Source organism: Euzebyella marina (assembly GCF_014855515.1).
GTDB lineage: Bacteria > Bacteroidota > Bacteroidia > Flavobacteriales > Flavobacteriaceae > Euzebyella > Euzebyella marina.
Window position 1 is genome coordinate 738,225 of the sequence record NZ_JACYFK010000002.1, and the last position, 21,175, is coordinate 759,399.

23 protein-coding genes are annotated in these 21,175 nt (G+C 40.6%); 6 read left to right on the forward strand and 17 right to left on the reverse strand.

Annotated features, from left to right (window positions below; all coding sequences use genetic code 11):
* Nucleotides 1-1,029 (reverse strand): AI-2E family transporter, encoded by a 1,029-nt coding sequence (locus tag IL356_RS12060; RefSeq protein WP_121850684.1) that lies wholly within the window; start codon nt 1,027-1,029, stop codon nt 1-3.
* Nucleotides 1,030-1,344: 315 nt separating this feature from the next.
* On the opposite strand from IL356_RS12060, the gene IL356_RS12065 reads away from it, so the two are divergent.
* Nucleotides 1,345-2,103 carry an endonuclease/exonuclease/phosphatase family protein gene (locus IL356_RS12065; protein WP_121848767.1) on the forward strand — a complete coding sequence of 253 codons (759 nt, stop codon included), beginning with the start codon at nt 1,345-1,347 and terminating at the stop codon, nt 2,101-2,103.
* Nucleotides 2,104-2,110: 7 nt separating this feature from the next.
* Here IL356_RS12065 and IL356_RS12070 read toward each other — a convergent pair whose 3' ends face one another.
* Together IL356_RS12070 and IL356_RS12075 are read right to left on the reverse strand one after the other, a co-directional pair.
* A complete protein-coding gene (locus tag IL356_RS12070; RefSeq protein ID WP_162987880.1) occupies nt 2,111-3,196 on the reverse strand; it encodes a peptidoglycan DD-metalloendopeptidase family protein in 1,086 nt (361 codons plus the stop codon).
* Nucleotides 3,197-3,328: 132 nt separating this feature from the next.
* Entirely contained in the window at nt 3,329-4,159 is an 831-nt protein-coding gene (locus IL356_RS12075; protein WP_121848765.1) for an alpha/beta fold hydrolase, read from the reverse strand.
* Nucleotides 4,160-4,281: 122 nt separating this feature from the next.
* Here IL356_RS12075 and IL356_RS12080 point away from each other — a divergent pair, with 122 nt between their 5' ends.
* Both IL356_RS12080 and IL356_RS12085 read left to right on the forward strand, forming a co-directional pair.
* Nucleotides 4,282-4,893: an FMN-binding negative transcriptional regulator gene (locus IL356_RS12080; RefSeq protein WP_121848764.1), complete on the forward strand. Its 612-nt coding sequence runs from the start codon at nt 4,282-4,284 to the stop codon at nt 4,891-4,893.
* 18 nt (nt 4,894-4,911) lie between these two features.
* Complete coding sequence (locus IL356_RS12085; protein WP_121848763.1) at nt 4,912-5,274, forward strand: TfoX/Sxy family protein; 363 nt, start codon at nt 4,912-4,914, stop codon at nt 5,272-5,274.
* 29 nt (nt 5,275-5,303) lie between these two features.
* Here IL356_RS12085 and IL356_RS12090 read toward each other — a convergent pair whose 3' ends face one another.
* From IL356_RS12090 to IL356_RS12120, 7 genes are all read right to left on the reverse strand, one after another.
* Complete coding sequence (locus tag IL356_RS12090) at nt 5,304-6,356, reverse strand: NAD(P)-dependent alcohol dehydrogenase (protein WP_192466548.1); 1,053 nt, start codon at nt 6,354-6,356, stop codon at nt 5,304-5,306.
* A 127-nt stretch (nt 6,357-6,483) separates the two neighbouring features.
* Entirely contained in the window at nt 6,484-7,284 is an 801-nt protein-coding gene (locus IL356_RS12095; RefSeq protein WP_121848761.1) for an FAD binding domain-containing protein, read from the reverse strand.
* 12 nt (nt 7,285-7,296) lie between these two features.
* Nucleotides 7,297-9,657, reverse strand: a complete 2,361-nt coding sequence (locus IL356_RS12100; protein ID WP_121848760.1) for a xanthine dehydrogenase family protein molybdopterin-binding subunit — start codon at nt 9,655-9,657, stop codon at nt 7,297-7,299.
* Nucleotides 9,658-9,659: 2 nt separating this feature from the next.
* On the reverse strand, nt 9,660-10,124 hold the full coding sequence (locus IL356_RS12105) for a (2Fe-2S)-binding protein (RefSeq protein ID WP_121848759.1): 465 nt from the start codon (nt 10,122-10,124) through the stop codon (nt 9,660-9,662).
* 35 nt (nt 10,125-10,159) lie between these two features.
* Nucleotides 10,160-10,609 carry a CoxG family protein gene (locus IL356_RS12110; RefSeq protein WP_121848758.1) on the reverse strand — a complete coding sequence of 150 codons (450 nt, stop codon included), beginning with the start codon at nt 10,607-10,609 and terminating at the stop codon, nt 10,160-10,162.
* Nucleotides 10,610-10,728: 119 nt separating this feature from the next.
* Complete coding sequence (locus IL356_RS12115) at nt 10,729-11,904, reverse strand: vWA domain-containing protein (RefSeq protein ID WP_121848757.1); 1,176 nt, start codon at nt 11,902-11,904, stop codon at nt 10,729-10,731.
* 15 nt (nt 11,905-11,919) lie between these two features.
* Nucleotides 11,920-12,813, reverse strand: a complete 894-nt coding sequence (locus IL356_RS12120) for an AAA family ATPase (RefSeq protein ID WP_121848756.1) — start codon at nt 12,811-12,813, stop codon at nt 11,920-11,922.
* A 206-nt stretch (nt 12,814-13,019) separates the two neighbouring features.
* On the opposite strand from IL356_RS12120, the gene IL356_RS12125 reads away from it, so the two are divergent.
* A complete protein-coding gene (locus IL356_RS12125; RefSeq protein WP_162987879.1) occupies nt 13,020-13,436 on the forward strand; it encodes a DUF2141 domain-containing protein in 417 nt (138 codons plus the stop codon).
* 57 nt (nt 13,437-13,493) lie between these two features.
* On the opposite strand, the gene IL356_RS12130 is transcribed toward IL356_RS12125, so the two are convergent.
* Entirely contained in the window at nt 13,494-13,973 is a 480-nt protein-coding gene (locus IL356_RS12130; protein WP_121848754.1) for a Dps family protein, read from the reverse strand.
* Between the two features lie 107 nt (nt 13,974-14,080).
* Here IL356_RS12130 and IL356_RS12135 point away from each other — a divergent pair, with 107 nt between their 5' ends.
* The gene (locus IL356_RS12135) at nt 14,081-15,022 is read left to right on the forward strand and encodes a LysR substrate-binding domain-containing protein (RefSeq protein ID WP_121848753.1); all 942 of its coding nucleotides are present in this window, start codon (nt 14,081-14,083) and stop codon (nt 15,020-15,022) included.
* A 37-nt stretch (nt 15,023-15,059) separates the two neighbouring features.
* Here the strand turns inward: IL356_RS12135 and IL356_RS12140 are convergent, their stop codons facing one another.
* The gene (locus tag IL356_RS12140) at nt 15,060-15,257 is read right to left on the reverse strand and encodes a hypothetical protein (RefSeq protein ID WP_121848752.1); all 198 of its coding nucleotides are present in this window, start codon (nt 15,255-15,257) and stop codon (nt 15,060-15,062) included.
* Nucleotides 15,258-15,408: 151 nt separating this feature from the next.
* Here IL356_RS12140 and IL356_RS12145 point away from each other — a divergent pair, with 151 nt between their 5' ends.
* A complete protein-coding gene (locus tag IL356_RS12145; protein WP_121848751.1) occupies nt 15,409-16,677 on the forward strand; it encodes a D-alanyl-D-alanine carboxypeptidase/D-alanyl-D-alanine-endopeptidase in 1,269 nt (422 codons plus the stop codon).
* Nucleotides 16,678-16,685: 8 nt separating this feature from the next.
* On the opposite strand, the gene nudK is transcribed toward IL356_RS12145, so the two are convergent.
* The 5 genes from nudK to IL356_RS12170 form a co-directional block, all read right to left on the reverse strand.
* The gene (nudK, locus tag IL356_RS12150) at nt 16,686-17,273 is read right to left on the reverse strand and encodes a GDP-mannose pyrophosphatase NudK (RefSeq protein ID WP_121848750.1); all 588 of its coding nucleotides are present in this window, start codon (nt 17,271-17,273) and stop codon (nt 16,686-16,688) included.
* A gap of 8 nt (nt 17,274-17,281) precedes the next feature.
* Nucleotides 17,282-17,875 carry a gluconate 2-dehydrogenase subunit 3 family protein gene (locus IL356_RS12155; RefSeq protein ID WP_121848749.1) on the reverse strand — a complete coding sequence of 198 codons (594 nt, stop codon included), beginning with the start codon at nt 17,873-17,875 and terminating at the stop codon, nt 17,282-17,284.
* A gap of 2 nt (nt 17,876-17,877) precedes the next feature.
* A complete protein-coding gene (locus IL356_RS12160; RefSeq protein WP_121848748.1) occupies nt 17,878-19,578 on the reverse strand; it encodes a GMC oxidoreductase in 1,701 nt (566 codons plus the stop codon).
* Between the two features lie 91 nt (nt 19,579-19,669).
* Nucleotides 19,670-20,089, reverse strand: coding sequence for a response regulator (locus tag IL356_RS12165; RefSeq protein WP_121848747.1), 420 nt, complete (start codon nt 20,087-20,089; stop codon nt 19,670-19,672).
* 282 nt (nt 20,090-20,371) lie between these two features.
* A complete protein-coding gene (locus IL356_RS12170) occupies nt 20,372-21,169 on the reverse strand; it encodes a TIGR00266 family protein (protein WP_121848746.1) in 798 nt (265 codons plus the stop codon).
* Nucleotides 21,170-21,175 lie beyond the last annotated feature (6 nt).

Genomic DNA, 21,175 nt, shown 5'->3' on the forward strand with positions numbered 1-21,175 from the left:
CTACAATCGTTGTTCCTGCGTATCTACCTTCCCATATTCGTTCTTGTAAATTCGAACAACAATTAGAAAAAGACTGATCAATAACGGCCCGAAAATCAAGCCGATAAAACCGAATAAAGGTACCCCTACAATCACACCGATCAACGTAATCAAAGGGTGTACATTATCAAGCTTCTGCAGCACATACAGTCTAATTATATTATCCGTAGAGCCTACGACGACCAAGCCATAGAGAAGTATACCCCAAGCTTGGGCGTCATTACCGTTGGCCAAGGTTAAAATGAATACCGGAAGAATACCGACCAATGTTCCAACAAAAGGAATCATGGATCCTACTGCTACAATGGCAAACCAAAAAAACGGATTATCAATTCCGAAAATAAAGAAGCCTATCAGGGCGACAATCCCTTGTGCCAAGGCCACCAGTGGAATTCCTAACGCATTGGATCTTACCATTGCTTGAACTTCACGACCTATTATGCGCAAATTGGTTTTACTGATAGGGATGTATTCAAACAATGATTCCTTTAATTGCTTTCGATTGGTCAACATGTAGAACAACAAAAAATACATTATGGCTATCGAAATCAATAAAGTAAAGGTACTTCCAGCAAAAGCGGAAACACTTTCGGTAATCCATGAAGATGCACCTGCAGGGTCTATTTGAGAAGTCAGGTCATAATCGACCGTTTTTTCGACTACAAATAATTGGTCTTTGATAATCTCGATGACACTCTCAGATTTTTCAACCGCCTTCCCCATTTTACTTCCTAACATGGCGATAAGACCACTCACTGGTATCAATATACCGATAAATGACAACAGCATAATAAGAGTGGCGGCCAAATTGGGATTCCAACCTTTTTTCACTAGCTGGACCATCCATTTTCTGAAAATCACATAGATGGTAATGGCTCCTAGAATACCCGATAAATACGGAACTATTTCCCAAAATATGAGCCCTCCAATCAACAGTATTAGCAGTAGAACAAATACCTGTCTAATGATATTTGGATGGATATATTTCATAAAGTATGTTTGATTTTGTTGGGGTTTTATCGGAGGTGAAATTAAGATTATCAAATTTACCGCTATGACCTTTGCCGATAATTTTTTAACTGTAACCGTCAATTTTTCGACTTGATTAGAATGCTCATGTCACTTTTGAATTTGTAGAAATATTAAAATGATTGGTCGTATTTTTAAATTAGAAGTTCACCAACTATCAACACAGAAATACCTACCTTGCCCGAAATTATACCATCTACCATGCGCCTTTATATTTTATCTTTTTTAGCTATTTGTCTTAGTTCAGTGACAGGGTATTCACAGAGCCCGACTATCATGACCTACAATATTAAGTATGATAACGTGAACGATACGGTCAATAATTGGAACGACCGAAAATCTTCGATGGTTGAACTGATTGTAACCGAAGCCCCTGATGTTGTGGGTATGCAAGAGGTTCTTCACAACCAATTGAACTATTTAAACGAAGAATTATCCGGTTATGATTATGTGGGTGTTGGGCGTGAAGACGGAAAACAAAAGGGTGAGTACTCACCTATTCTTTATCAAAAAGAAAAATATGAACTTTTAAAATCGAACACTTTTTGGCTATCAAAAACACCCGACCAGATTTCAGTTGGTTGGGATGCCGCTCTTGAACGCATCTGTACCTATGCCCTTTTAAAGGAGAAAAGTACCGATAAAGAATTTTACGTATTCAATACCCATTTTGACCATAGAGGTGATAAGGCCCGAAAGAAATCGGTAAAACTTATACTTAAGAAAATTGATGCAATCAATACACAAGACCTTCCAGTGGTTTTAATGGGTGATTTAAATCTATCCCCCGAAAAAAAATCTATTCAGTACCTCAGCAAGAAAATGACAGATGGTCTAGAGGTTGCCAAATCAAAAAACGAGGGACCATCGGGAACCTTTAATGGCTTCAACCTACAGGATCCGATTACCCAGCGTATCGATTATATTTTTACCCGTGGTTTTTCGGTCAGTTCATATGAACATATTGATGAGCGCCTTAAAAGCGGAAAACATATTTCTGACCACTTACCGGTAAAAGCAGAATTGGTCAGATAGGCTTTTATCATCCTGAAGTTTTAGGAGATTGGATAAGACTTTGGTGTATGTAGGCTTTTAAACCGTCTTGGTTTTGCACCAGCACCCACTTGTCGGTCTGGCCAAAAACGGTCAAGACTTCGTTTCTCTTGGCCTCTCCAAGTTTTGTTCCCTCAATAGAAGGTTGCGACCTTAAATTGGCCAAAGATGATCTCACTTCGACCCGACCTTCTTCAAAATCCGGTGATTTCTCGGCATAGACAGGTATTTCTGTCTTTTGTATGAATGGTAAGGGGTCTATAGCACCTCTATAACCTTGGTAGATGCCGAAATGCAAATGAGGTTTCGTAGTTCTGGCGTTTCCGGTATTACCCACCAAGCCCAAAGTATCGCCCAGCTGAACCTTCTGTCCAGTTTTCACCAAGATACTGTCAAGGTGGGCATAATAAAGAGAACTGCCCATTAAGCCGTTACGCTGCCAAACCTGTTTACCACCTAAGCCCCTGTTTCCGGTTGAACTTATACGACCGTCGGTCACGGCCAATACGGGGGTACCTCGGTCTGCAAAAATATCAACGCCTTCGTGGCTTCTTTTACCTCCATCCCTAACAGCTCCCCAAAAGCTTTGAATAGCAGTATTATCTCTACCTGAAACTGGAAAACCAAACTCAGGCTGACTGTATATTCGCAAACTATAATTTGTACTCGCATCGATTTCTGGCTGCACAATCAGCTTATACCGCCCTGTTTCATCGATAGACTGTGACAGGTACCGCTCGCCTTCCTCATTGCTTTTAATACTCTTCAGATTCTGTGTTGAGTCATTAGAAATTCTGTAAAAATCTAGAAAAACTCTTTGAGCGATTGAGTCGGTCAGTATTTCGGCATAAAAAATTCTGCCTTTGTTCAATTCAAGATTATAGCTATGGGTTCTTATTAGGTTCTGAGTGAAAGACCCTGTTTCTACATATGGTAATTCAACTTCTAAACTATCTTTTTTACTGTTCAAAAAAGACGCATTCCATTCAGCAAAGGCTGTCGTGTCATTGGCAAACTCTCGCTCATAAATATCACGTGCCGTGGGTTCAGAAATGAAATCGGTAACCTTTCTCACTTGCTTGCAATTAAGCAAAAGAGCAGACCCTAACAACATAATACATATACCGAACTTTTTCATTTACATAACCTTTCTTTAGAAAGCAAAAGGCCAAGCGAATGCTCGGCCCTCTATTATATTTTTTGGCTATTACTTCTTTAAAAAGTCAATCAACAGCTTGTTCAACTCATCGGAGTGAGTCACATTCAAGCCGTGAGGTGCCCCTTTGATAATTTCGTAAGTATTATCGGAAATACCTTTTGCAGCTTGATCTGCCGATGTGGCAATAGGCACGGTTTCATCCGCATCGCCATGAACTATTAACGTAGGTACATCTACATTTTTCAATTCTTTTCTAAAATCGGTATGCATCCAGGCAAGGGCTGCTTCTATAGTGGCTCTCGGTGATGCATGAGAGGCAATAATAAAATCGTAATCTAGCTGCGCTTCGCTTACCCTATCCTTATTGTCATCATAATTATAAAATCCCTTATGGAAATCTTTCAAGAAACCTACGCGGTCTTTCTCCAATGCATCCTTTATATCGTTCAATGCTTTTTCAGGAACTCCGTCAGGATTATCATCTTTCTTTTTAACCAGAGGAATTATCGAACTGATCAAGACTGCTTTTGCAATCTTATCCGATCCGTAATCGGTAAAGTAACGTACTACTTCTCCCCCGCCCATTGAAAATCCAACAATAACGGCATCCTTAAGTTTGAGTCCTTCTATTAAAGTGTGTAAATCGCTGGCCAAAGACGAATAGTCATAATCGCCCCAAGGTGCGGAAGAAATACCGAACCCCCTTCTGTCATATGAGATACATCTAAACCCAGATTCAACTATCTTCCAAACCTGCTGCTCCCAAGATTTTCTGCTGAGCGGCCACCCGTGAATTAAAATTACCGGTTGCCCTTCTCCATAATCTTCATAAAATATATCTACGGATTCTTTTCCTTTTGTATTTGTTATAAACGGCATGTGCTTTAATTTTAAGTTTACGTAAATGTAAGCCCCAAGATACAGTCCGGTTGATTCGATGGGTTAGATTCTTGCTTTGAAAAAGCATTTAAGTTAATTTTAATACACTACGCCAAAATATCATGTACATACCTGAATATCAAAATAATAAAAACATTGATGAGCTCAAATTGTTTATTTCTGAAAACAGTTTTGGCATATTGGTCACCCATTCTGAAAACCGGTCACACGCCACCCATATACCTCTGTTATTAGAGAAAGACGAAGAGGGAGCAGATGTACTGACCGGTCACATCGCCAAAGCTAATTTTCAATGGAAGCATTTCGGACAAGACGACGTGCTTTGTATTTTTAATGGCCCGCATGCCTATATTTCGTCATCTTGGTATAAAGAGGAAGAAGTTCCTACATGGAACTATATTGCGGTTCACATATATGGAAGCCTGCAACTATTGACAGAAGAACAGACCATGAATTCTTTACATAGATTGGTAGATACTTTTGAAGCCAACTCTAAAAACCCTATTTCGTTGCATAATATGTCAACAAAGACTTTGAGACAAGTAAAGGGCATTGTGGGCTTTCAAATTAAAATCAAAGAAATACAGGCCCGCTACAAACTATCTCAAAATCGAGAAGAAGACCATGCCCAGATAGTTTCTGAGTTAAGAGAACAAAATAGCCAAAATACCAATGCCATTGCCGACCTTATAGTGAGAAACCCAAGTAAGTAATAATCTAAGCATATACTTATGGCATTTGACCAATTTATTGCCGATAGAATACGGCATACCCTCAAAAATAAAATGATATCATTCCAAGAAAAAAGAATGATGGGCGGTCTATGTTTTATGGTCAATGATAAAATGTGCTTTGGGCTAGATACCGACAAAAGCAATAACGCCCCTAGACTCATGTGCCGCGTTGGACCTATTAATTACGAAAAAGCTTTAGAGAATAATTTTGCATCTGAAATGGATTTTACAGGAAAACCCATGAAAGGGTATGTCTTTGTGTCGTCGGAAGGATTTGAATCTGAAAAGGACCTGGATTTTTGGATTCAATTATGTCTTGACTTCAACCCACTTGCCAAAAGCAGCAAACGAAATAAATAAGGGCCCTTTTTTCAAGGGCCCCTTATCATCTAACTTTCCTTTAGAGATTTCATATCGATTACAAATCGATACTTAACATCCGATTTTTGTAAGCGGTCATATGCCTCATTTATGTCTTGAATATTAATCATCTCAATATCGGCAACAACATTATGCTCACCACAAAAATCAAGCATCTCTTGGGTTTCCTTGATTCCACCGATCAATGAGCCGGCAATTCGCTTTCTTCCCATGACAATTCCGCCCCCATGTAGCGGTTCTAGTGGTTCAATAGCACCAACCAGAACCATGGTAGCATCTCGCTTGAGCAGGCCAACATACGGGTTCATATCATGGCCTACTGGAATGGTATTCAATAGAAAGTCGAATGACCCTGCATGCTTTTTCATCTGGTCCTCGTCCTTAGAAATCAATACCTCATCGGCCCCCAAACTTTTTGCATCTTCACTTTTGTCAGGTGAAGTAGTTATCATCACGGTATGGGCTTCTAGCGCATGGGCAAATTTTATACCCATATGGCCCAAGCCTCCTAGACCTATGACACCTACTTTATCTCCCTTTTTCACGCCCCAATTGGCTAGGGGCGACCATGTAGTAATTCCTGCACATAATAATGGTGCCGCTGCCTTGGCATCTATATTTTCAGGAACCTTTAGAACAAATTTTTTGTCTACGACCACCGCTTCGGAATATCCACCAAAAGTATGCCCCCCTAAATGCTTGTCGGGACTATTATAAGTGAAAGTTGCGCCATTCTCACAAAACTGTTCTAAATCGTCTTTACAGGAGCTACATTCTTGACACGAGTCGACTAAACATCCAACGCCCACCAAATCACCTTCTTTAAAGTTTTCTACATGATCACCTACTGACATAACCTTGCCGATGATTTCATGCCCGGGTACTACCGGATAAACCGAATTTTTCCAGTCGTTTCTTACTTGGTGAAGGTCACTATGGCAAACTCCACAATAAAGAATGTCAATTTTCACATCATCAGGAGTAAGCTCTCGTCTTTCTAGCTTATATGGTTTCAAATCGTCTTCTTTCGAAGCAGCTGCATATGCCTTTATTTCTGTCATAATCAATTTTAGTTTCTAGCAAGCTACCTTTAAAGAGTTAGGTACTTTAATGCAATCGACGAAAAAATGAAGGCACAAAAAAACCCGACACACTTTGTCGGGTTATGAATGCTTTATTTCTTAAAACTTACTCTTCCAGAGCTCTCTTTACCATGACCTTTGCCAAATGACTTCTATAATTTTCGTCTGCAAAATGGTCGCTCATCACCTCTATTCCATCGACTGCATGTTCGGCTGCATCACCATTACCCGTATAAGCCTCTTCAACAGCAGTAGCTCTATAGGGCGTATCGGAAACACCTGTTATACCAACTTTGACCTTACTATCATCGAATACCACGGCGACTCCCACAATAGCGAATCTTGAGGCAGATTGATAAAACTTCAGGTATTTGCCATGCGCCACTTTGGGAAAACGTACCGCAGTGACGATTTCATCGTCTTCTAATGCCGTTGTGAAAATGCCTTGAAAGAAATCTGTAGCGGCAATGGTTCTTTTACCCCCTTTTCCTTCCACCTCAATTTGGGCATTACAAGCCAGCACCACCGCAGGATAATCGGCCGAGGGGTCGGCATGAGCCAGACTACCGCCAATAGTTCCCCGGTTTCTTACCTGAACATCACCCAAGGTGGTAACAGCCTGATGTAAAATATTTACGGTTTTATAAACCATATCGGAATTCAATATTTGTGTATGGGTACAATTGGCTCCTATGATGACCTCATCACCTGTTTCCTCAATGGAATTCATACCTGGAATACCATTGATATCAATCACGATCTCGGGTCTGTTGAGTCTTAACTTCATAGCCGGTAAAAGACTTTGACCCCCTGATAATATCTTGGCATCAAAACCGTGCTCGTCCAATAGATTGACTGCCTCACTAATGGAGGTCGCCTTTATATAATCAAATTTTGCTGGTATCATGTTCTTCTTATTTTAATTCTGCATGGCTTTCCAAACCGTTTGTGGTTTTAGGGGCATTTGTATATCAGTAACACCAAGATGGGCCAGTGCATCAACTACTGCATTTACTACGGCCGGTGTCGACCCTATGGCACCCGCTTCTCCGGCCCCTTTCACCCCTAATGGGTTATGAGGACATGGCGTTACGGTATTTTCGGTCTCTATCATTGGTAGGTCATCTGCCCTCGGCATCGCATAATCCATATACGACCCTGTAATCATTTGACCCGCCTCATCGTAGGCGACCTCTTCCAACAAGGCTTGCCCGACACCCTGGGCCACACCGCCATGAATCTGACCCTCAACAATCATTGGGTTCATAATATTGCCCACATCGTCGACAGCAATAAATCGTTGCAATTCAACCGCTCCCGTATCGGCATCGACCTCAACAACGGCAATGTGTGTACCGAAGGGATAAGTAAAATTACTTGGGTCATAAAAGCTTGAAAAGTCGAGCCCTGGCTCTAACCCTTCAGGATAATTATGGGGCACATAGGCAGTAAGTGCGACATCGCCAAAAGAAACGGATTTATCAGTGCCCTTGACCGTCCATTTACCGCTGGCATATTCCAAATCGTCTTCAGCGGCCTCCAATTTATGGGCTGCTATCTTCGCACCCTTTTCCAATATTTTATCTATGCTTTTTATTATAGCACTACCCCCCACTGCCAGACTTCGAGAACCGTAGGTTCCCATTCCAAAAGCAACTTGGTCGGTATCGCCATGCTCGATTTCAACATCGGCCATATCTATACCCAACTTATCGGCCACAAATTGAGCGAAAACGGTCTCATGGCCCTGCCCATGGGAATGAGCCCCGGTAAAAACGGATACTTTTCCGGTGGGTTGAACACGTACCTGCCCTACTTCATAAAGACCGGCCCTAGCACCTAAGGCTCCAACCACTGCAGAGGGGGCTATTCCGCAGCCTTCGATATAGGTAGAAATACCGACGCCGAGCAGACGCCCGTTTTTGCGGGCTTCCGATTGTTCCTTTCTAAAATCATCATATCCTAACCTCTCCAACCCTTTCTTTAAGGCTGCTTCGTAATTACCGCTATCATATTGCAGGGCCACTTGAGTTTGATAACCGGCCTCTTCGACCCCATCAAAAGGAGGTATGAAGTTTTTATATCTGATTTCAGCAGCGTCCATACCCATTTCTTGAGCGCCCTTGGAAATAATACGTTCCAATAGATAGGTTGCCTCAGGTCTTCCGGCACCGCGATAAGCATCCACCGGAACGGTATGCGTAAATGGGGCAATTACATTTAGATGAATCAATGGCGTTGTATATACCCCTTGAAACAGCGTTCCGTGTAAATAGGTCGGTACTGCCGGAGCAAATGTTGAAAGATAAGCACCCATTCCGCAGTACTCATCGGTAAGATGAGCCACAATCTTTCCGTCTTTATCAAAACCCATTCGTGATTTGACCACATGGTCGCGACCGTGGGCATCAGTCAAAAATGCCTCACTTCGGTCGGATGTCCATTTCACTGGTCTTCCTATTTCCTTGGCGGCCCAAGTCAATAAAGCTTCCTCGGTATAATGATAAATTTTGCTACCAAAGCCTCCGCCTACATCTTTAGAAACTATTCGAACCTTATGTTCCGGTAAACCTAGAACAAATGCGCACATTAGAAGACGGATCAAATGCGGATTTTGGGTACTCGTGTACAACGTATATTTATCGCCATTCACATCATAATCGGCAATGTAACTACGTGGTTCCATAGCGTTAGGTGCCAACCTTTGGTTTCTATATTCCATTTCAGTTACATGATGGGCTTTCTCGAGAGCAGCCTCTACTTCTGCACGATCGTTACCGATACACCAGTCAAATGCCGCATTACTGTCCCAATCATCATGAACCAATGGCGCCCCTTCTTCCATTGCCTTTTTGGGGTCTGTAACCGCAGGAAGTTCTTCGTAATCTACCTCTACCAATTCCGCCGCATCGCGTGCCTGCTCCAGTGTTTCTGCGATGACTATAGTTACCGCTTCACCCAAATGGCGGATTTTATCTTTTGCCAAAAGTGGATGTTTGGGCTCTCGCATCGTTTCACCATTCTTAAAATCGACTTGCCAACCACATGGAACGCCATATTCGCCACAAGCATCTTTACCTGTGAAAATAGCTACCACACCATCGGCCTTCTCAGCCTCAGAGATATCGACATTTTCTATTTTTGCATGGGCATACGGACTTCTAACAAAGGCCGAATGTGTCATTTTGGGCAATTTTATATCGTCTGTATATTTGCCCATACCTTTGAGGAATCGGGCATCTTCACGTCTTTTTACTGATTTACCTATAAACTCTCCCATAACTAATCATTTATTGTTTCAGCAGCCAATTGAATAGACTTGACTATATTATGATACCCAGTGCAGCGACAAAAATTTCCTTTAAGCCCGTGTCTGATATCTTCTTCTGAAGGATTCGGATAGTTTTTGAGAATATCGGCGGCCACCATCACCATACCCGGTGTACAAAAACCACATTGCAAACCATGTTTCTCTTTAAAGGCCGCCTGAATCGGATGCATTTCTCCATTTTGGGCCATACCTTCAATCGTAGTTATTTCGCTACCGTCGGCTTGAACGGCCAAAACGGTGCATGATTTCACGGCATTTCCATCCATTGTTATGGTGCAAGCCCCACACCCACTGGTATCACAGCCAATGTGCGTGCCTGTTAAATCTAAATTCTCTCTAAGATATTGGGCCAAACTTAGTCTCGGTTCTATGTCATGGGTAAACTGTTTACCATTGACAGTGATGGTTACGTTCATATGCTAGTGTTTTAAATTGTAGAAATATTTAGAAATTAGGCGCTGCGCTTATCTATTTCTTCTTCCATTGATTTGAAGAACTGCTTAGAAAGCGTACTTACCACCCCGCTCATAATACGCTGCCCCATACTGGCCAAGGTACCGCTCATCTTAGCCTCACCCGTATACGTAACATCTGTACCACCTTCATCTGAAGAAGCCAAATTCATAACAATCTCGGCCACTACATTGCCCATCTTACTTTTCTGATCGATGACCAATGTGCAACCCTCTTCTTCTGTTTTATCTTTTATGGAAAGTTTACCTGTGAAATTACCCTTGACAGGCCCTACCCTAACTTCGGAAACTGCCTCATATTGGTCTTGAGATAGCTCTTTTAACTCTTTAATGCCCGGGGTAACCCTCTCTAAGATTTCGGGGTCCATAACCATATCCCAAACAACTGACCTTGAAGCCGGAAGTTTGTAATTACCTTTAATTTTCATATAGCTCGCTTGAGATATTGAATATAAAAAATCAAATTGAATATTCTAAACCAAAAGGGCTAATTTTTACTAAATATTTAGTTTAATTAAAGTTTAAATGACAAATTGTTAATACAAACTCAAAATTGACCTGCAATTTTCTTTCTTCTTTTCCCTATTAAAAGAAGAACCTTTTTTAAGCTTTCTAGGTTGTGGGCCGGAGCCAATTCATCGATATATGGAAGCGCCGACTTCATACCTAATACCTCAGGGGAAAAGTTTTTGTTACCAGCAAGTGGATTGAGCCAAATGACCTTTCTTGAGCTCTTAAAAATATGGTGCATGGCTTTTTGTATGTTAGTCGGTTTTCCAGTGTCCCAACCGTCACTTAATATCAAAACAATGGTTTTTTTATCTAGATATCGATATCGATAGGAGTAATTTTCTACAAAATCTTCTAGGCATTCACCAATTGTTGTACCACCAGACCATTGGGGAACCCTATCGGAGATACTTTGGAATGCATTTTCAAAATCATGGCCGTTCAAAATATCTGAAACCCGATGAAGAGCTGTACTGAAAACAAAGGTTTCTATTTTATCATACGAATTTTGAAAGGCATAAATTAAATGAATAAAAAAACGGCTGAAAAGGTCCATCGACTTACTCACATCGCATAACAGCAGCAATTTTAGCTTTTTATGCTTTGGCTCAGAATAAAGTAATTGCTGAATATCTCCCCCTTTTCTCAAACTTTGGCGAATGGTTCTTTTTAAATCAATTTTACTTCTGTGTTTGGTAAGCTTTTTTAGTCTGCTTTTTTTTCGCATGGCTTTTAAGGCCATTTTTTTTAGTAGCCGCATTATCAGGCGTACTTCATCATCACTTAAATCAGTAAACTCCTTTTTTGCAAGTACTTCTACTCCACTAAAGGATGCTGTCTCTTTGATTTCCTTTTCTTTACTCAGGTTCAGCCAACTTTTGAGCGCATCAAAACGTTCTTGTTCTTGCCTGGCCCTATTTTTAACTGGTGTTTTTCTTGTTTTTACTTTAGAATCTGAAGCCTGCTTCAGCTGGTGTTTAAACTCTAAATAGTTTTCTTTAAAATGGATGTACTGCTGTTTATTCTTGGCCAAAACAGTTTGTAGCGCCAAAATAAATTTTGCCTCTTCGTTAAAGTTATAGCCACCAAGGGCCAAAATGGCATCAACCTGCTCGACCGGGCCTATGACATAGCCTTTCTTACGAAGGAATTGACAAAGCAGTACGATATACGCAGATATTTCAGTTTGATGTTCCAGATAAGAGCCTTGCATGGTCGATCATTATTATTAGCCTATTCTCGATACCACGCCGGTTTTATCTAAAAGTTCGGAGAGGGCATCTTGTGTGTGCCTCATATCTTGCCAATCTTTGAGTACTACCCCAAGTGTAGATTCTACTACTTCTTTGTTTAGGTGTTTTAAGTGCATACCGGCCAAGGCTTTTGCCCAATCTAGGGTTTCGGAAATGCCAGGAGTCTTTTCTAGCCTCAATTGCCTAAGCTCTTTCATGAACGTACAAATCTCTTGCCCCAATCGCTCATCGGCCTCCGGAACCTTCGCTTTAACAATGGCCAATTCCTTCTCAAATTCAGGATAATCTATCCAAAGATAGAGGCAGCGCCTGCGCAATGCTTCCGACAATTCCCGGGTTCTATTTCCTGTTAGTATAATCTGTGGTTTTTGAACTGCCTTGATACTGCCGATTTCAGGTATGGTCACTTGCCAGTCGGATAGCACTTCCAAAAGAAAACTTTCAAATTCTTCATCGGCTCTATCAATTTCATCAACTAATAAAACTGGTTGTGTTTTCTGGGTTATTGCTTGTAAAACGGGTCTTTTGAGCAAAAATCGGTCGGAGAAAATCGTTGATTCGGCAGTAGTAATATCCACCTTATTATTCTCCTGCATTTTTAGATATAACAGTTGATGCTGGTAATTCCACTCATAAAGGGCATGCGTACTGTCTAAACCCTCATAGCATTGCAGTCTAATCAAATTGGTGTCGAGTGCCTTTGCCATTACTTTGGCAATTTCAGTTTTACCCACCCCGGCAGGACCTTCAACCAGTAAAGGTTTTTCAAGTTGCATAGCCAAGTAAACCGACATAGCAATCGATTTATCACCTATATACCCTTGAGAGGTGAGCATTTGTTCTATTTCAAGCAGGCGTCGGTTTTCCATGAAATTTGTTTTTACTACCAAGGTAAAGTTACGTATTATCGATTAAGCCTTAGAAGTAAACAGAGAAGGTTACAAATCTTCGTAAGATGTAAACAAACACAAAGTTTTATCAATTCATCATGAAATATGAACAATTCGGTAAAATCTATTTCAAATTACGCAGGTGTAGGGCCAATTTTACAACATCTAAAAACAAAACCATGAACATGAAAACTTTTACAACCATTTTAGCGTTGGCCAGTGTGCTGCTGATCAACGCGCAGTCTGAGAAAACCGCAAACATTAAAATAACGATTGAAAATGTTCTTTCTGAGGAAGGCTCGGTCATTGCATCTTTACATAATGAAGATACTTTTCTAAAATCACCAGGGGTAAAAACAGCTAAAGAACCGGCTAAGAAAGGTGAAGTGACCCTTCTCTTTGAAAATGTTTCACCAGGCACCTATGCAATCCTGGCCATTCACGATTCAAACAGCAATAATTCCATCGATTTTGATGCTTCTGGAATGCCCTTGGAAAGTTATGGACAGACGGGAGATATTAATCCGTTCGGGCCTCCCATCTTTGCCGATGCGAAGTTTGAAGTAAATGGTGAAGATCAAGAATTTAGAATTCGATTCTAAAAATAACGGGCCCCATGGAAATTTCCATGGGGCCCGTTATTCAATTTTCATTAGTCTCTAGATTTCTTCTGCCAACCAAGCCTTCATCATCCAAACCGTTTTTTCTTGTTCAGTGATAAAATCACTCATCATGGCGTTGGTACCCTCATCACCTGATTCATCAGAAGCATCTAATATTCGACGCTCAATAATGAGTAGTTCTTTCAAAGAATCTACAATCAACCTGATTGAATCTTCATCATTACTGACGTTCTTACCTACCGGTACTTTTGAGGTCTTGATATAATCTTCGAACGTATGAAGAGGTACGCCACCGAGGGTCAAAATTCTTTCGGCAACTTCATCAACTTTTTCATTGGCATCATCATATAGTTCCTCAAATTTTGGATGCAATTCAAAGAAACGCTTGCCTTTTATATTCCAGTGTATTCCACGAAGATTCTGATAATAACGTTGAAAATTAGCGAGTAATTGATTCAAATCATCACTAATCGATTTTGAATCTTTTTCGCTTAATCCTATACTATTGAGTTTCATAAATGTGTTGATTTTAGTTTTCGATTATAAAATTATAAAATATAAATCCGCTTAACGATAAATTTTATTGATAGTTTTTATACATTTATCGTCATAATTTATTAGCAATGACAATAACGCAATTACAATACGTTCTGGCGGTCGCAGAACATCAAAATTTTACCTTGGCCGCACAAAAGAGCTTCGTTACCCAACCTACTTTGAGCATGCAAGTTCAAAAACTGGAAGATGAGCTCGATGTGTTAATATTCGATCGTAGTAAGAAACCTATTACCATCACCGAAGTCGGTAAAAAAATTGTCGAACAGGCCAAGAATATCGTAAACGAAGCTCATAGAATTCAAGATATTGTAGACCAAGAAAAGGGCTTTATAGGAGGTGATTATACGTTGGGCATCATACCTACAGTTATGCCGACCCTACTACCCATGTTTTTGAAAACCTTTATTAAAAGATACCCCAAGGTCAACCTAATTATTAAGGAACAAAGCACCGAAAGCCTGATAAGAAATATTCAAGACGGGCATATCGACGCGGGTATTGCCGCTACACCTCTTGAAATCGAATTCATTAAAGAACGCCCCTTGTACTATGAGCCGTTTGTGGGTTATGTACCTAAGAACCATAGGCTCAATGGCCAAGACAAACTGAAACCGGAAGATTTAGATATAAATGACGTGCTCTTACTTCAAGACGGACACTGTTTTCGTGATGGCGTTATCAATCTATGCCAAGCCCCTCGAAATTTTCAGGAAGAACATTTTAGGTTGCAAAGCGGAAGTTTTGAAACCTTGGTGAACTTAGCTGATGAAGACCTTGGCATGACCTTATTGCCGTATTTAAATACTTTAGAACTGGATGAACAAAAAAGAAGTAAACTAAAGTTTTTCGAAAATCCTTCACCGGCCCGCGAGGTAAGTCTGATCTATCATAAAAGTGAGCTAAAGATTCAGATTACCGAGGCGCTCAGAGATGTGATACTCGGCATTGTTAGGGGTGCCATTGCTTTTCAAGATGTAAAAATCGTGAGTCCTGTGAACAAGAAATAGATTCAACAAAAAATCCCTCCGTTGCGGAGGGATTTTTTTATGCCTTTAAATAAATTAAACTTTGTTGAAGTTCTGGTTTGTCAGTTATAAACTGCTGCAACCAGAGTTTAAGTTCTTCGATTTCTTCGGGGAGTAATCTGGTAACTGCTTTTTTCAATTCTTTTAAAAACAGCCTTGAATCGAAACTAACTTTTTTCAGTACAGTTTTAGTGTACTCAAGCATAGCTTTAGCCATATGTGAAAAATCTTTAGTTAATTGTTTCTTGTGAAGCACAGCTTCAAGCTAAAGTTAAACATTAAAGCCCTTTTTATATTGCTAGTTCGTTGTTAAAAGTTCGCCAAATTCTTGTTAAAAGCCCTATTTTTGGGCTATTAGAGCTTTTTATATGAAATCATTCCTACCCGCATTACTATTGGCACTGTTGTTATTAAGTTGCGCCACGAAGTCTAAAATTGTCAGTAGAACAACAGAGAATATCTTGAATTCTAAATTCTACGAATCACAATTTACCGGCTTTGTATTATTTGATCCGGAAACAAAAGACACCCTTTACAATCAAAACGGATCGAAATACTTCACCCCGGCCAGTAACACTAAAATTTTTACGCTTTACACTTCCCTGAAGATGTTGCCCGATAGTTTGCCATCATTATTCTATCATCAAGCATCGGATACAACCTATGTTCAAGGAACTGGCGACCCGACTTTTCTACATCCTTATTTTGATGATTTAAAAGCGCTTGAATTCCTCAGGAAGCAAAACAATGTCAAACTATATCTGGGCAATCTTATCGATGAGAGACTTGGCCCTGGTTGGTCATGGGGAGATTATCAGTACTATTATCAACCTGAAAGAAGCGCAATGCCTCTTTATGGCAATGTAACTACACTTCAAAACATTCAAGAACCGAAGGTGCTACCTGCCGTGTTTGTTGATAGTGTGGTACGGGTAAACGCTGCCGATAATAGAAAGGCTGAAGAAAACATCTTCTTTTTTGACGGTAACCGAAAAGACACTTTAGAAGTACCTTTTAGAACAGGGCCCCAACTAACCAAATCTATTCTGGAATCAGAACTTAACAGAGCAATTGAACTGACCGATAAAAAGACATCTCCATCTTTAAAAACTTTTTATGGTATAGAATCAGATACTGTTTATCGCAGAATGATGCATAACAGTGATAATTTTATAGCTGAGCAATTACTGATTTTAGCTTCATCAACCTTGTCTGACACACTCGACAGCCAAAGAGCGAGAGATTTCATGTTAGAAAATTTTCTTTGGGATCTAAAACAAGAACCGCGATGGGTAGATGGTTCCGGATTATCAAGATACAATCTCATTACCCCAGAATCACTAATTCAAGTATTACACAAATTGTATACAGAGCTACCGAGGGATAGGTTACTGAGCTTCTTTCCTACTGGTGGAAAGTCAGGAACTTTAAAAAATTGGTATCCCGGTATTGACAAGCCTTATATCTATGCTAAGACCGGAAGCTTAAGCAACAACCATTGTCTTAGCGGATTTTTGATTACCAAATCAGGTAAAACTTTAATTTTCAGCTTTATGAACAATCACTTTCGGGAATCTTCTTCTGAGGTCAAAAAGAGAATGCAGCTTATATTGGAAAAAGTAAGGGACACTTATTAAGAAGGATGTTACTGACCTAATAATTGGTGAATCTTAGCGTACTGTAAAAGCATGATGGATTTAGCATCTCGAATTTCACCACTTGCTATCATGCCCATGGCCGATTCAAAATCAAGTTCTAAAACTTCTATGTTCTCCGTTTCATCTTCGGCTCCACCGCCCTCGTTCACTCTCATCTTTTCTTTATACTCTCCAACGAAAAAATAAAGTATTTCAGTGACCGATCCAGGAGACATATAGCTTTCAAAAACTTTTCTGACCCGGTCTATTTGATAACCGGTTTCTTCCTCTACCTCTTTTTTGATACACTCCTCAGGGTTCAAGCCATCTAAAAGACCTGCGCAAACCTCAACCATCATACCATCTTCGTTACCATTCACGTAAGTTGGCATTCTAAATTGCTTGGTCAGAACAATGGTGCCCTTCTTTTTGTTATAAAGCAAGATGGCGGCACCATTACCGCGGTCATAGGCTTCACGCTGTTGAGTCTCCCAAGAACCATCATCTTTCTGGTATTCGTATGTATACTTATTTAAAATGTACCAATTATCGGATAGTACCTTTTTTTCAATGTTCTTAATTCGATTGTTTTTCATGCAATTGGCTAGAGACTCCACTTATTTCCAACCTCAGAAAGAGGTTTACAAGATTCGTACCCACCAGGAATTGGGTCATAGCTCAAGATTTTCTCCCCTACCTCTTCCGAAGTGGTGTAGGCCCATATGGCCATCGACTTCATTGAACGATAGAAACCGATGGGTTCTTGATCTCCCACCGTAGTTCCCCAAACACCTGGGCTAAATTTTCCTGAAGTCTTTTCTTGCTCCTCCAAAACCTTTTTCTTGTCAGTTTCGTTCAGCTCATAAAAATTGGCTCCAAAGTCATTTTGACACTTCTTGTTAAATTCTGCGATTTGATTTCTTAGGTTTTCTTGTCCCTTTTCGTCATAGGTGTTCGCAACCACTTTATCGATAAAAATATCTGACTTGACATCTAAACCTCCAGGAGTTTCCGTTCTAGGAAGTACCATATCTATAATAGATGCTATTGTTAGAGCCTCTTTTTTAGAAAAGAATTCAGGGTTCCAGTCCAATCGCTTTTCATCTTTACAAGATTGTAATAGCGAAAATAACGAAGGTGCGATAACCGTAGCACCGGCCAACAGTCCGGTTCGCTTAAGGGCTTTTCTCCTATCCATAATTAAATATTTCGTTTTTTTAATTCTGATACGGCATGGTCTGCTGCCCTGGCAGTCAATGCCATGTAAGTCAAAGAAGGGTTGACGCATGAAGATGAAGTCATACAGGCCCCATCGGTTACAAAAACGTTTTTTGCCCCGTGTACTTGATTGAATTCATTCAATACCGCTGTTTTAGAATCTTTACCCATTCTGGCCGTACCCATCTCATGCACACCGTACCCTGGCGGATGTTCATTATCGAACCCAAGCACATCTTTCAGACCTGCCTTTTCGAGCATTTCTACCGCATCTTCTTGAATCTGTTTATTCAATGCTTTTTCATTTTCTTTAAACTCTGCATCGATGGACAGGGTGGGTTGGCCCCACTTATCAAGAACTTCTTTATTTAAGGAAATTTTGTTGTCATGATACGGTAGGCATTCGGCAAAACCGGTAATGAAAAATTCCCAAGGCCCTGGTTTTAACATATTGTCTTTAAAATCGGCACCGAACGACTCGGTATTAGCGGCATTACCGCCTCGATAGCCGCCACCTTGAAAACCAAAGCCCCTAACAAATTTATCCGATTTGGTTTGTTCGTCAACATTCCAGTAGCGTGGTATATAAATACCGTTAGGCCTTCTGCCCTTATAGTACTTGTCATCGAACCCATTAACCTTGCCCATAGCACCGACACGGTAGGTATGATCCATCAAATTATGCCCAAGCTCGCCACTATCGTTACCTAAACCATTTTCAAATCTGTTTGAAACAGAATTCATCAGTATTTGTGTAGTACTCAATGTTGAAGCGTTCACAAATATAATTTTGGCCGAGTACTCAATATCTTCGTTGGTTTCGGCATCGATAATTCTTACCCCCGTCGCTTTGCCCTTTTTATCATCATAAATTACGGATTGCACTATCGAATACGGTCTAATCGTCAGATTACCGGTGGCATTTGCCGGTGGCAATGTAACCGCATTACTGCTGAAGTAAGCACCATAAGGGCACCCTCTACTACATCTATTTCTGTATTGGCACTGCCCCCTACCATTATGGGGTTGCGTCAAGTGGGCCACCCGCCCTATAATCATATGCCTTCCCGGAAAATCTTTTTCTATTCTACCCTTCACATGCTTCTCAACACAGTTAAGTTCCATTGGGGGCAAAAAATGGCTGTCGGGCAATTGTGGAAGCCCTAGAGACTCACCACTAATACCGGCAAACTTTTCTACGTAAGAGTACCAAGGTTCTATGTCTTTATAGCGAATGGGCCAATCAATACCATGACCGTCTTTGGCATTGGCCTCAAAATCAAGATCGCTCCAGCGATAGGTTTGTTTTCCCCAAAGTAATGATTTGCCTCCCATTTGATGACCCCTAAGCCATAAAAAGGGCTTCACCTCAGTGTAGGGATTGGCTTCATCGTCTGCCCAGAAATGCTCGGTATCTTGACCGACCCAACCAGAGCGAATGTTTTTGTAATGCTTTTTCTTCTGTTCAGGGGTAAGTCCACCACGGTAATCCATATCCCATGGGTCTAAATGCATGGTAGGATAATCCACTACGTGTTCCACAATGTTACCCCTTTCGAGCACCAAAGTCTTTAGTCCTTTTTCACAAAGTTCTTTGGCAGCCCAACCGCCACTGATACCTGATCCTATGACAATGGCATCATAGGTCATGTCTTTTTTAGCGTCAATATTATAATTCGCCATAAAATCGTTAATTCATCTTTTCCGAAGATAAGAATTATTCAACCAGACGGCAAGCCATCGTCATTTTCTCAAAAATAGAGGGGTTAACTTTCTATAGATAATTGGCATTGAACACTTCTTCCAACAAACTTTTAGAAAGAGGTTTATCAAAATGACCTTTGACAGATGGATGCCCTTTAGCCTTCTTACGATCTCTGGAATTTGTAAAAGCAGAAAGAATATAGATGTCAGTACCGGGATTTCCCTGCGTCATTTTCTCGAAATTCGAAAGAAAAGTCCACCCATCCATGCCGGGCATAATCAAATCAAGAAGAATGATATCAGGTCTTTCCTCCTCATTATCCAAGGTATCGGAGAAAATTTTCAGAGCTGTCTCAGCGCTATCGAAATCAACCACCTTGCAGTTACTGTTCCACTGTTCTATTCCGTAACGGGTAGCAAAAATGGATACAAAATCATCATCTATTACCCATACGACCAATTGTGTGTTCGTTACCGAGTTAGATTCCATGAATTAAATTTGAAAGGGCATTAGGGGCACAAAACTGAAGTTTACGGCGTAAATATAATTAAAAGTAGGCATGCCAACACAATCTTTCTGAGCTTATTACGGCCTTCTAAAGGTTTATCAATTGAATTTATCTTTTGAAAAAGGCATGTACTTTCCACTCCTATTCTTAAAAATGTATTACCATTCCAGTCTTCTAGATCCTTCAAAATCGTGGAAGTTCAAGCCAATTAATCAAAGGGAATCCAGTAATAGCAATTGAATTTACGGAAGGGAAAAATTTGTTTAAAAACGATTATCACCGCCCACGATATCTCCCAAGGTGCCTAAAATACTACCTTCTCCCTTGTCTTTTCCCCCTCTAGGAACCGAGGCCAAAACACGGCCAGCCAAACGGCTGAATGGCAATGATTGTATATATACGGTACCTGGCCCACGAAGCGTTGCGAAAAACAAGCCTTCGCCCCCAAAAACCGTATTTTTGATTCCACCAATGAACTCGATATCGTAATCGACATCTTTTGAAAAGCCTACGATGCAGCCGGTATCTACTCGAAGCACCTCTCCGGGTGCCAATATTTTTTTGGCCAAAGTACCTCCTGCATGTACAAATGCCAGGCCATCACCTTCAAGCTTTTGCATAATGAAACCTTCACCACCGAAAAGGCCCCGCCCGAGTTTTCTAGAGAATTCTATACCTACTGAAACACCTTTGGCCGCACACAGAAAGGCATCTTTCTGGCAAATAAATTTACCCTGCTTTTCTGAAAGGTCTATTGGAACAATTTTACCGGGATATGGAGAGGCAAAACTAACTTGTTTTTTTCCTTGGCCTACATTTAAAAACGCGGTCATAAACAAGCTCTCGCCCGTTAATATGCGCTTTCCCGCAGAAAATATCTTGCCCAACACCCCTGAATCTTGGTTCGAGCCATCTCCAAAAATGGTATCCATTTTAATATCGGAGTCCATCATCATAAAGCTTCCGGCTTCGGCAACCACCGCCTCTTGAGGGTCTAGCTCAATTTCTACGTATTGCATCTCTTCGCCGTAAATCTGATAGTCTATTTCGTGTGCATTCATTTTTTT

Coding starts and splice junctions, on each gene's coding strand:
- IL356_RS12060 (WP_121850684.1), bottom strand. CDS start 1,029: ATGAAATATATCCATCCAAATATCATTAGACAGGTATTTGTTCTACTG.
- IL356_RS12065 (WP_121848767.1), top strand. CDS start 1,345: ATGACCTACAATATTAAGTATGATAACGTGAACGATACGGTCAATAAT.
- IL356_RS12075 (WP_121848765.1), bottom strand. CDS start 4,159: ATGCCGTTTATAACAAATACAAAAGGAAAAGAATCCGTAGATATATTT.
- IL356_RS12080 (WP_121848764.1), top strand. CDS start 4,282: ATGTACATACCTGAATATCAAAATAATAAAAACATTGATGAGCTCAAA.
- IL356_RS12085 (WP_121848763.1), top strand. CDS start 4,912: ATGGCATTTGACCAATTTATTGCCGATAGAATACGGCATACCCTCAAA.
- IL356_RS12090 (WP_192466548.1), bottom strand. CDS start 6,356: ATGACAGAAATAAAGGCATATGCAGCTGCTTCGAAAGAAGACGATTTG.
- IL356_RS12095 (WP_121848761.1), bottom strand. CDS start 7,284: ATGATACCAGCAAAATTTGATTATATAAAGGCGACCTCCATTAGTGAG.
- IL356_RS12100 (WP_121848760.1), bottom strand. CDS start 9,657: ATGGGAGAGTTTATAGGTAAATCAGTAAAAAGACGTGAAGATGCCCGA.
- IL356_RS12105 (WP_121848759.1), bottom strand. CDS start 10,124: ATGAACGTAACCATCACTGTCAATGGTAAACAGTTTACCCATGACATA.
- IL356_RS12110 (WP_121848758.1), bottom strand. CDS start 10,609: ATGAAAATTAAAGGTAATTACAAACTTCCGGCTTCAAGGTCAGTTGTT.
- IL356_RS12115 (WP_121848757.1), bottom strand. CDS start 11,904: ATGCAAGGCTCTTATCTGGAACATCAAACTGAAATATCTGCGTATATC.
- IL356_RS12120 (WP_121848756.1), bottom strand. CDS start 12,813: ATGGAAAACCGACGCCTGCTTGAAATAGAACAAATGCTCACCTCTCAA.
- IL356_RS12125 (WP_162987879.1), top strand. CDS start 13,020: ATGAAAACTTTTACAACCATTTTAGCGTTGGCCAGTGTGCTGCTGATC.
- IL356_RS12130 (WP_121848754.1), bottom strand. CDS start 13,973: ATGAAACTCAATAGTATAGGATTAAGCGAAAAAGATTCAAAATCGATT.
- IL356_RS12135 (WP_121848753.1), top strand. CDS start 14,081: ATGACAATAACGCAATTACAATACGTTCTGGCGGTCGCAGAACATCAA.
- IL356_RS12140 (WP_121848752.1), bottom strand. CDS start 15,257: ATGGCTAAAGCTATGCTTGAGTACACTAAAACTGTACTGAAAAAAGTT.
- IL356_RS12145 (WP_121848751.1), top strand. CDS start 15,409: ATGAAATCATTCCTACCCGCATTACTATTGGCACTGTTGTTATTAAGT.
- nudK (WP_121848750.1), bottom strand. CDS start 17,273: ATGAAAAACAATCGAATTAAGAACATTGAAAAAAAGGTACTATCCGAT.
- IL356_RS12155 (WP_121848749.1), bottom strand. CDS start 17,875: ATGGATAGGAGAAAAGCCCTTAAGCGAACCGGACTGTTGGCCGGTGCT.
- IL356_RS12160 (WP_121848748.1), bottom strand. CDS start 19,578: ATGGCGAATTATAATATTGACGCTAAAAAAGACATGACCTATGATGCC.
- IL356_RS12165 (WP_121848747.1), bottom strand. CDS start 20,089: ATGGAATCTAACTCGGTAACGAACACACAATTGGTCGTATGGGTAATA.
- IL356_RS12170 (WP_121848746.1), bottom strand. CDS start 21,169: ATGAATGCACACGAAATAGACTATCAGATTTACGGCGAAGAGATGCAA.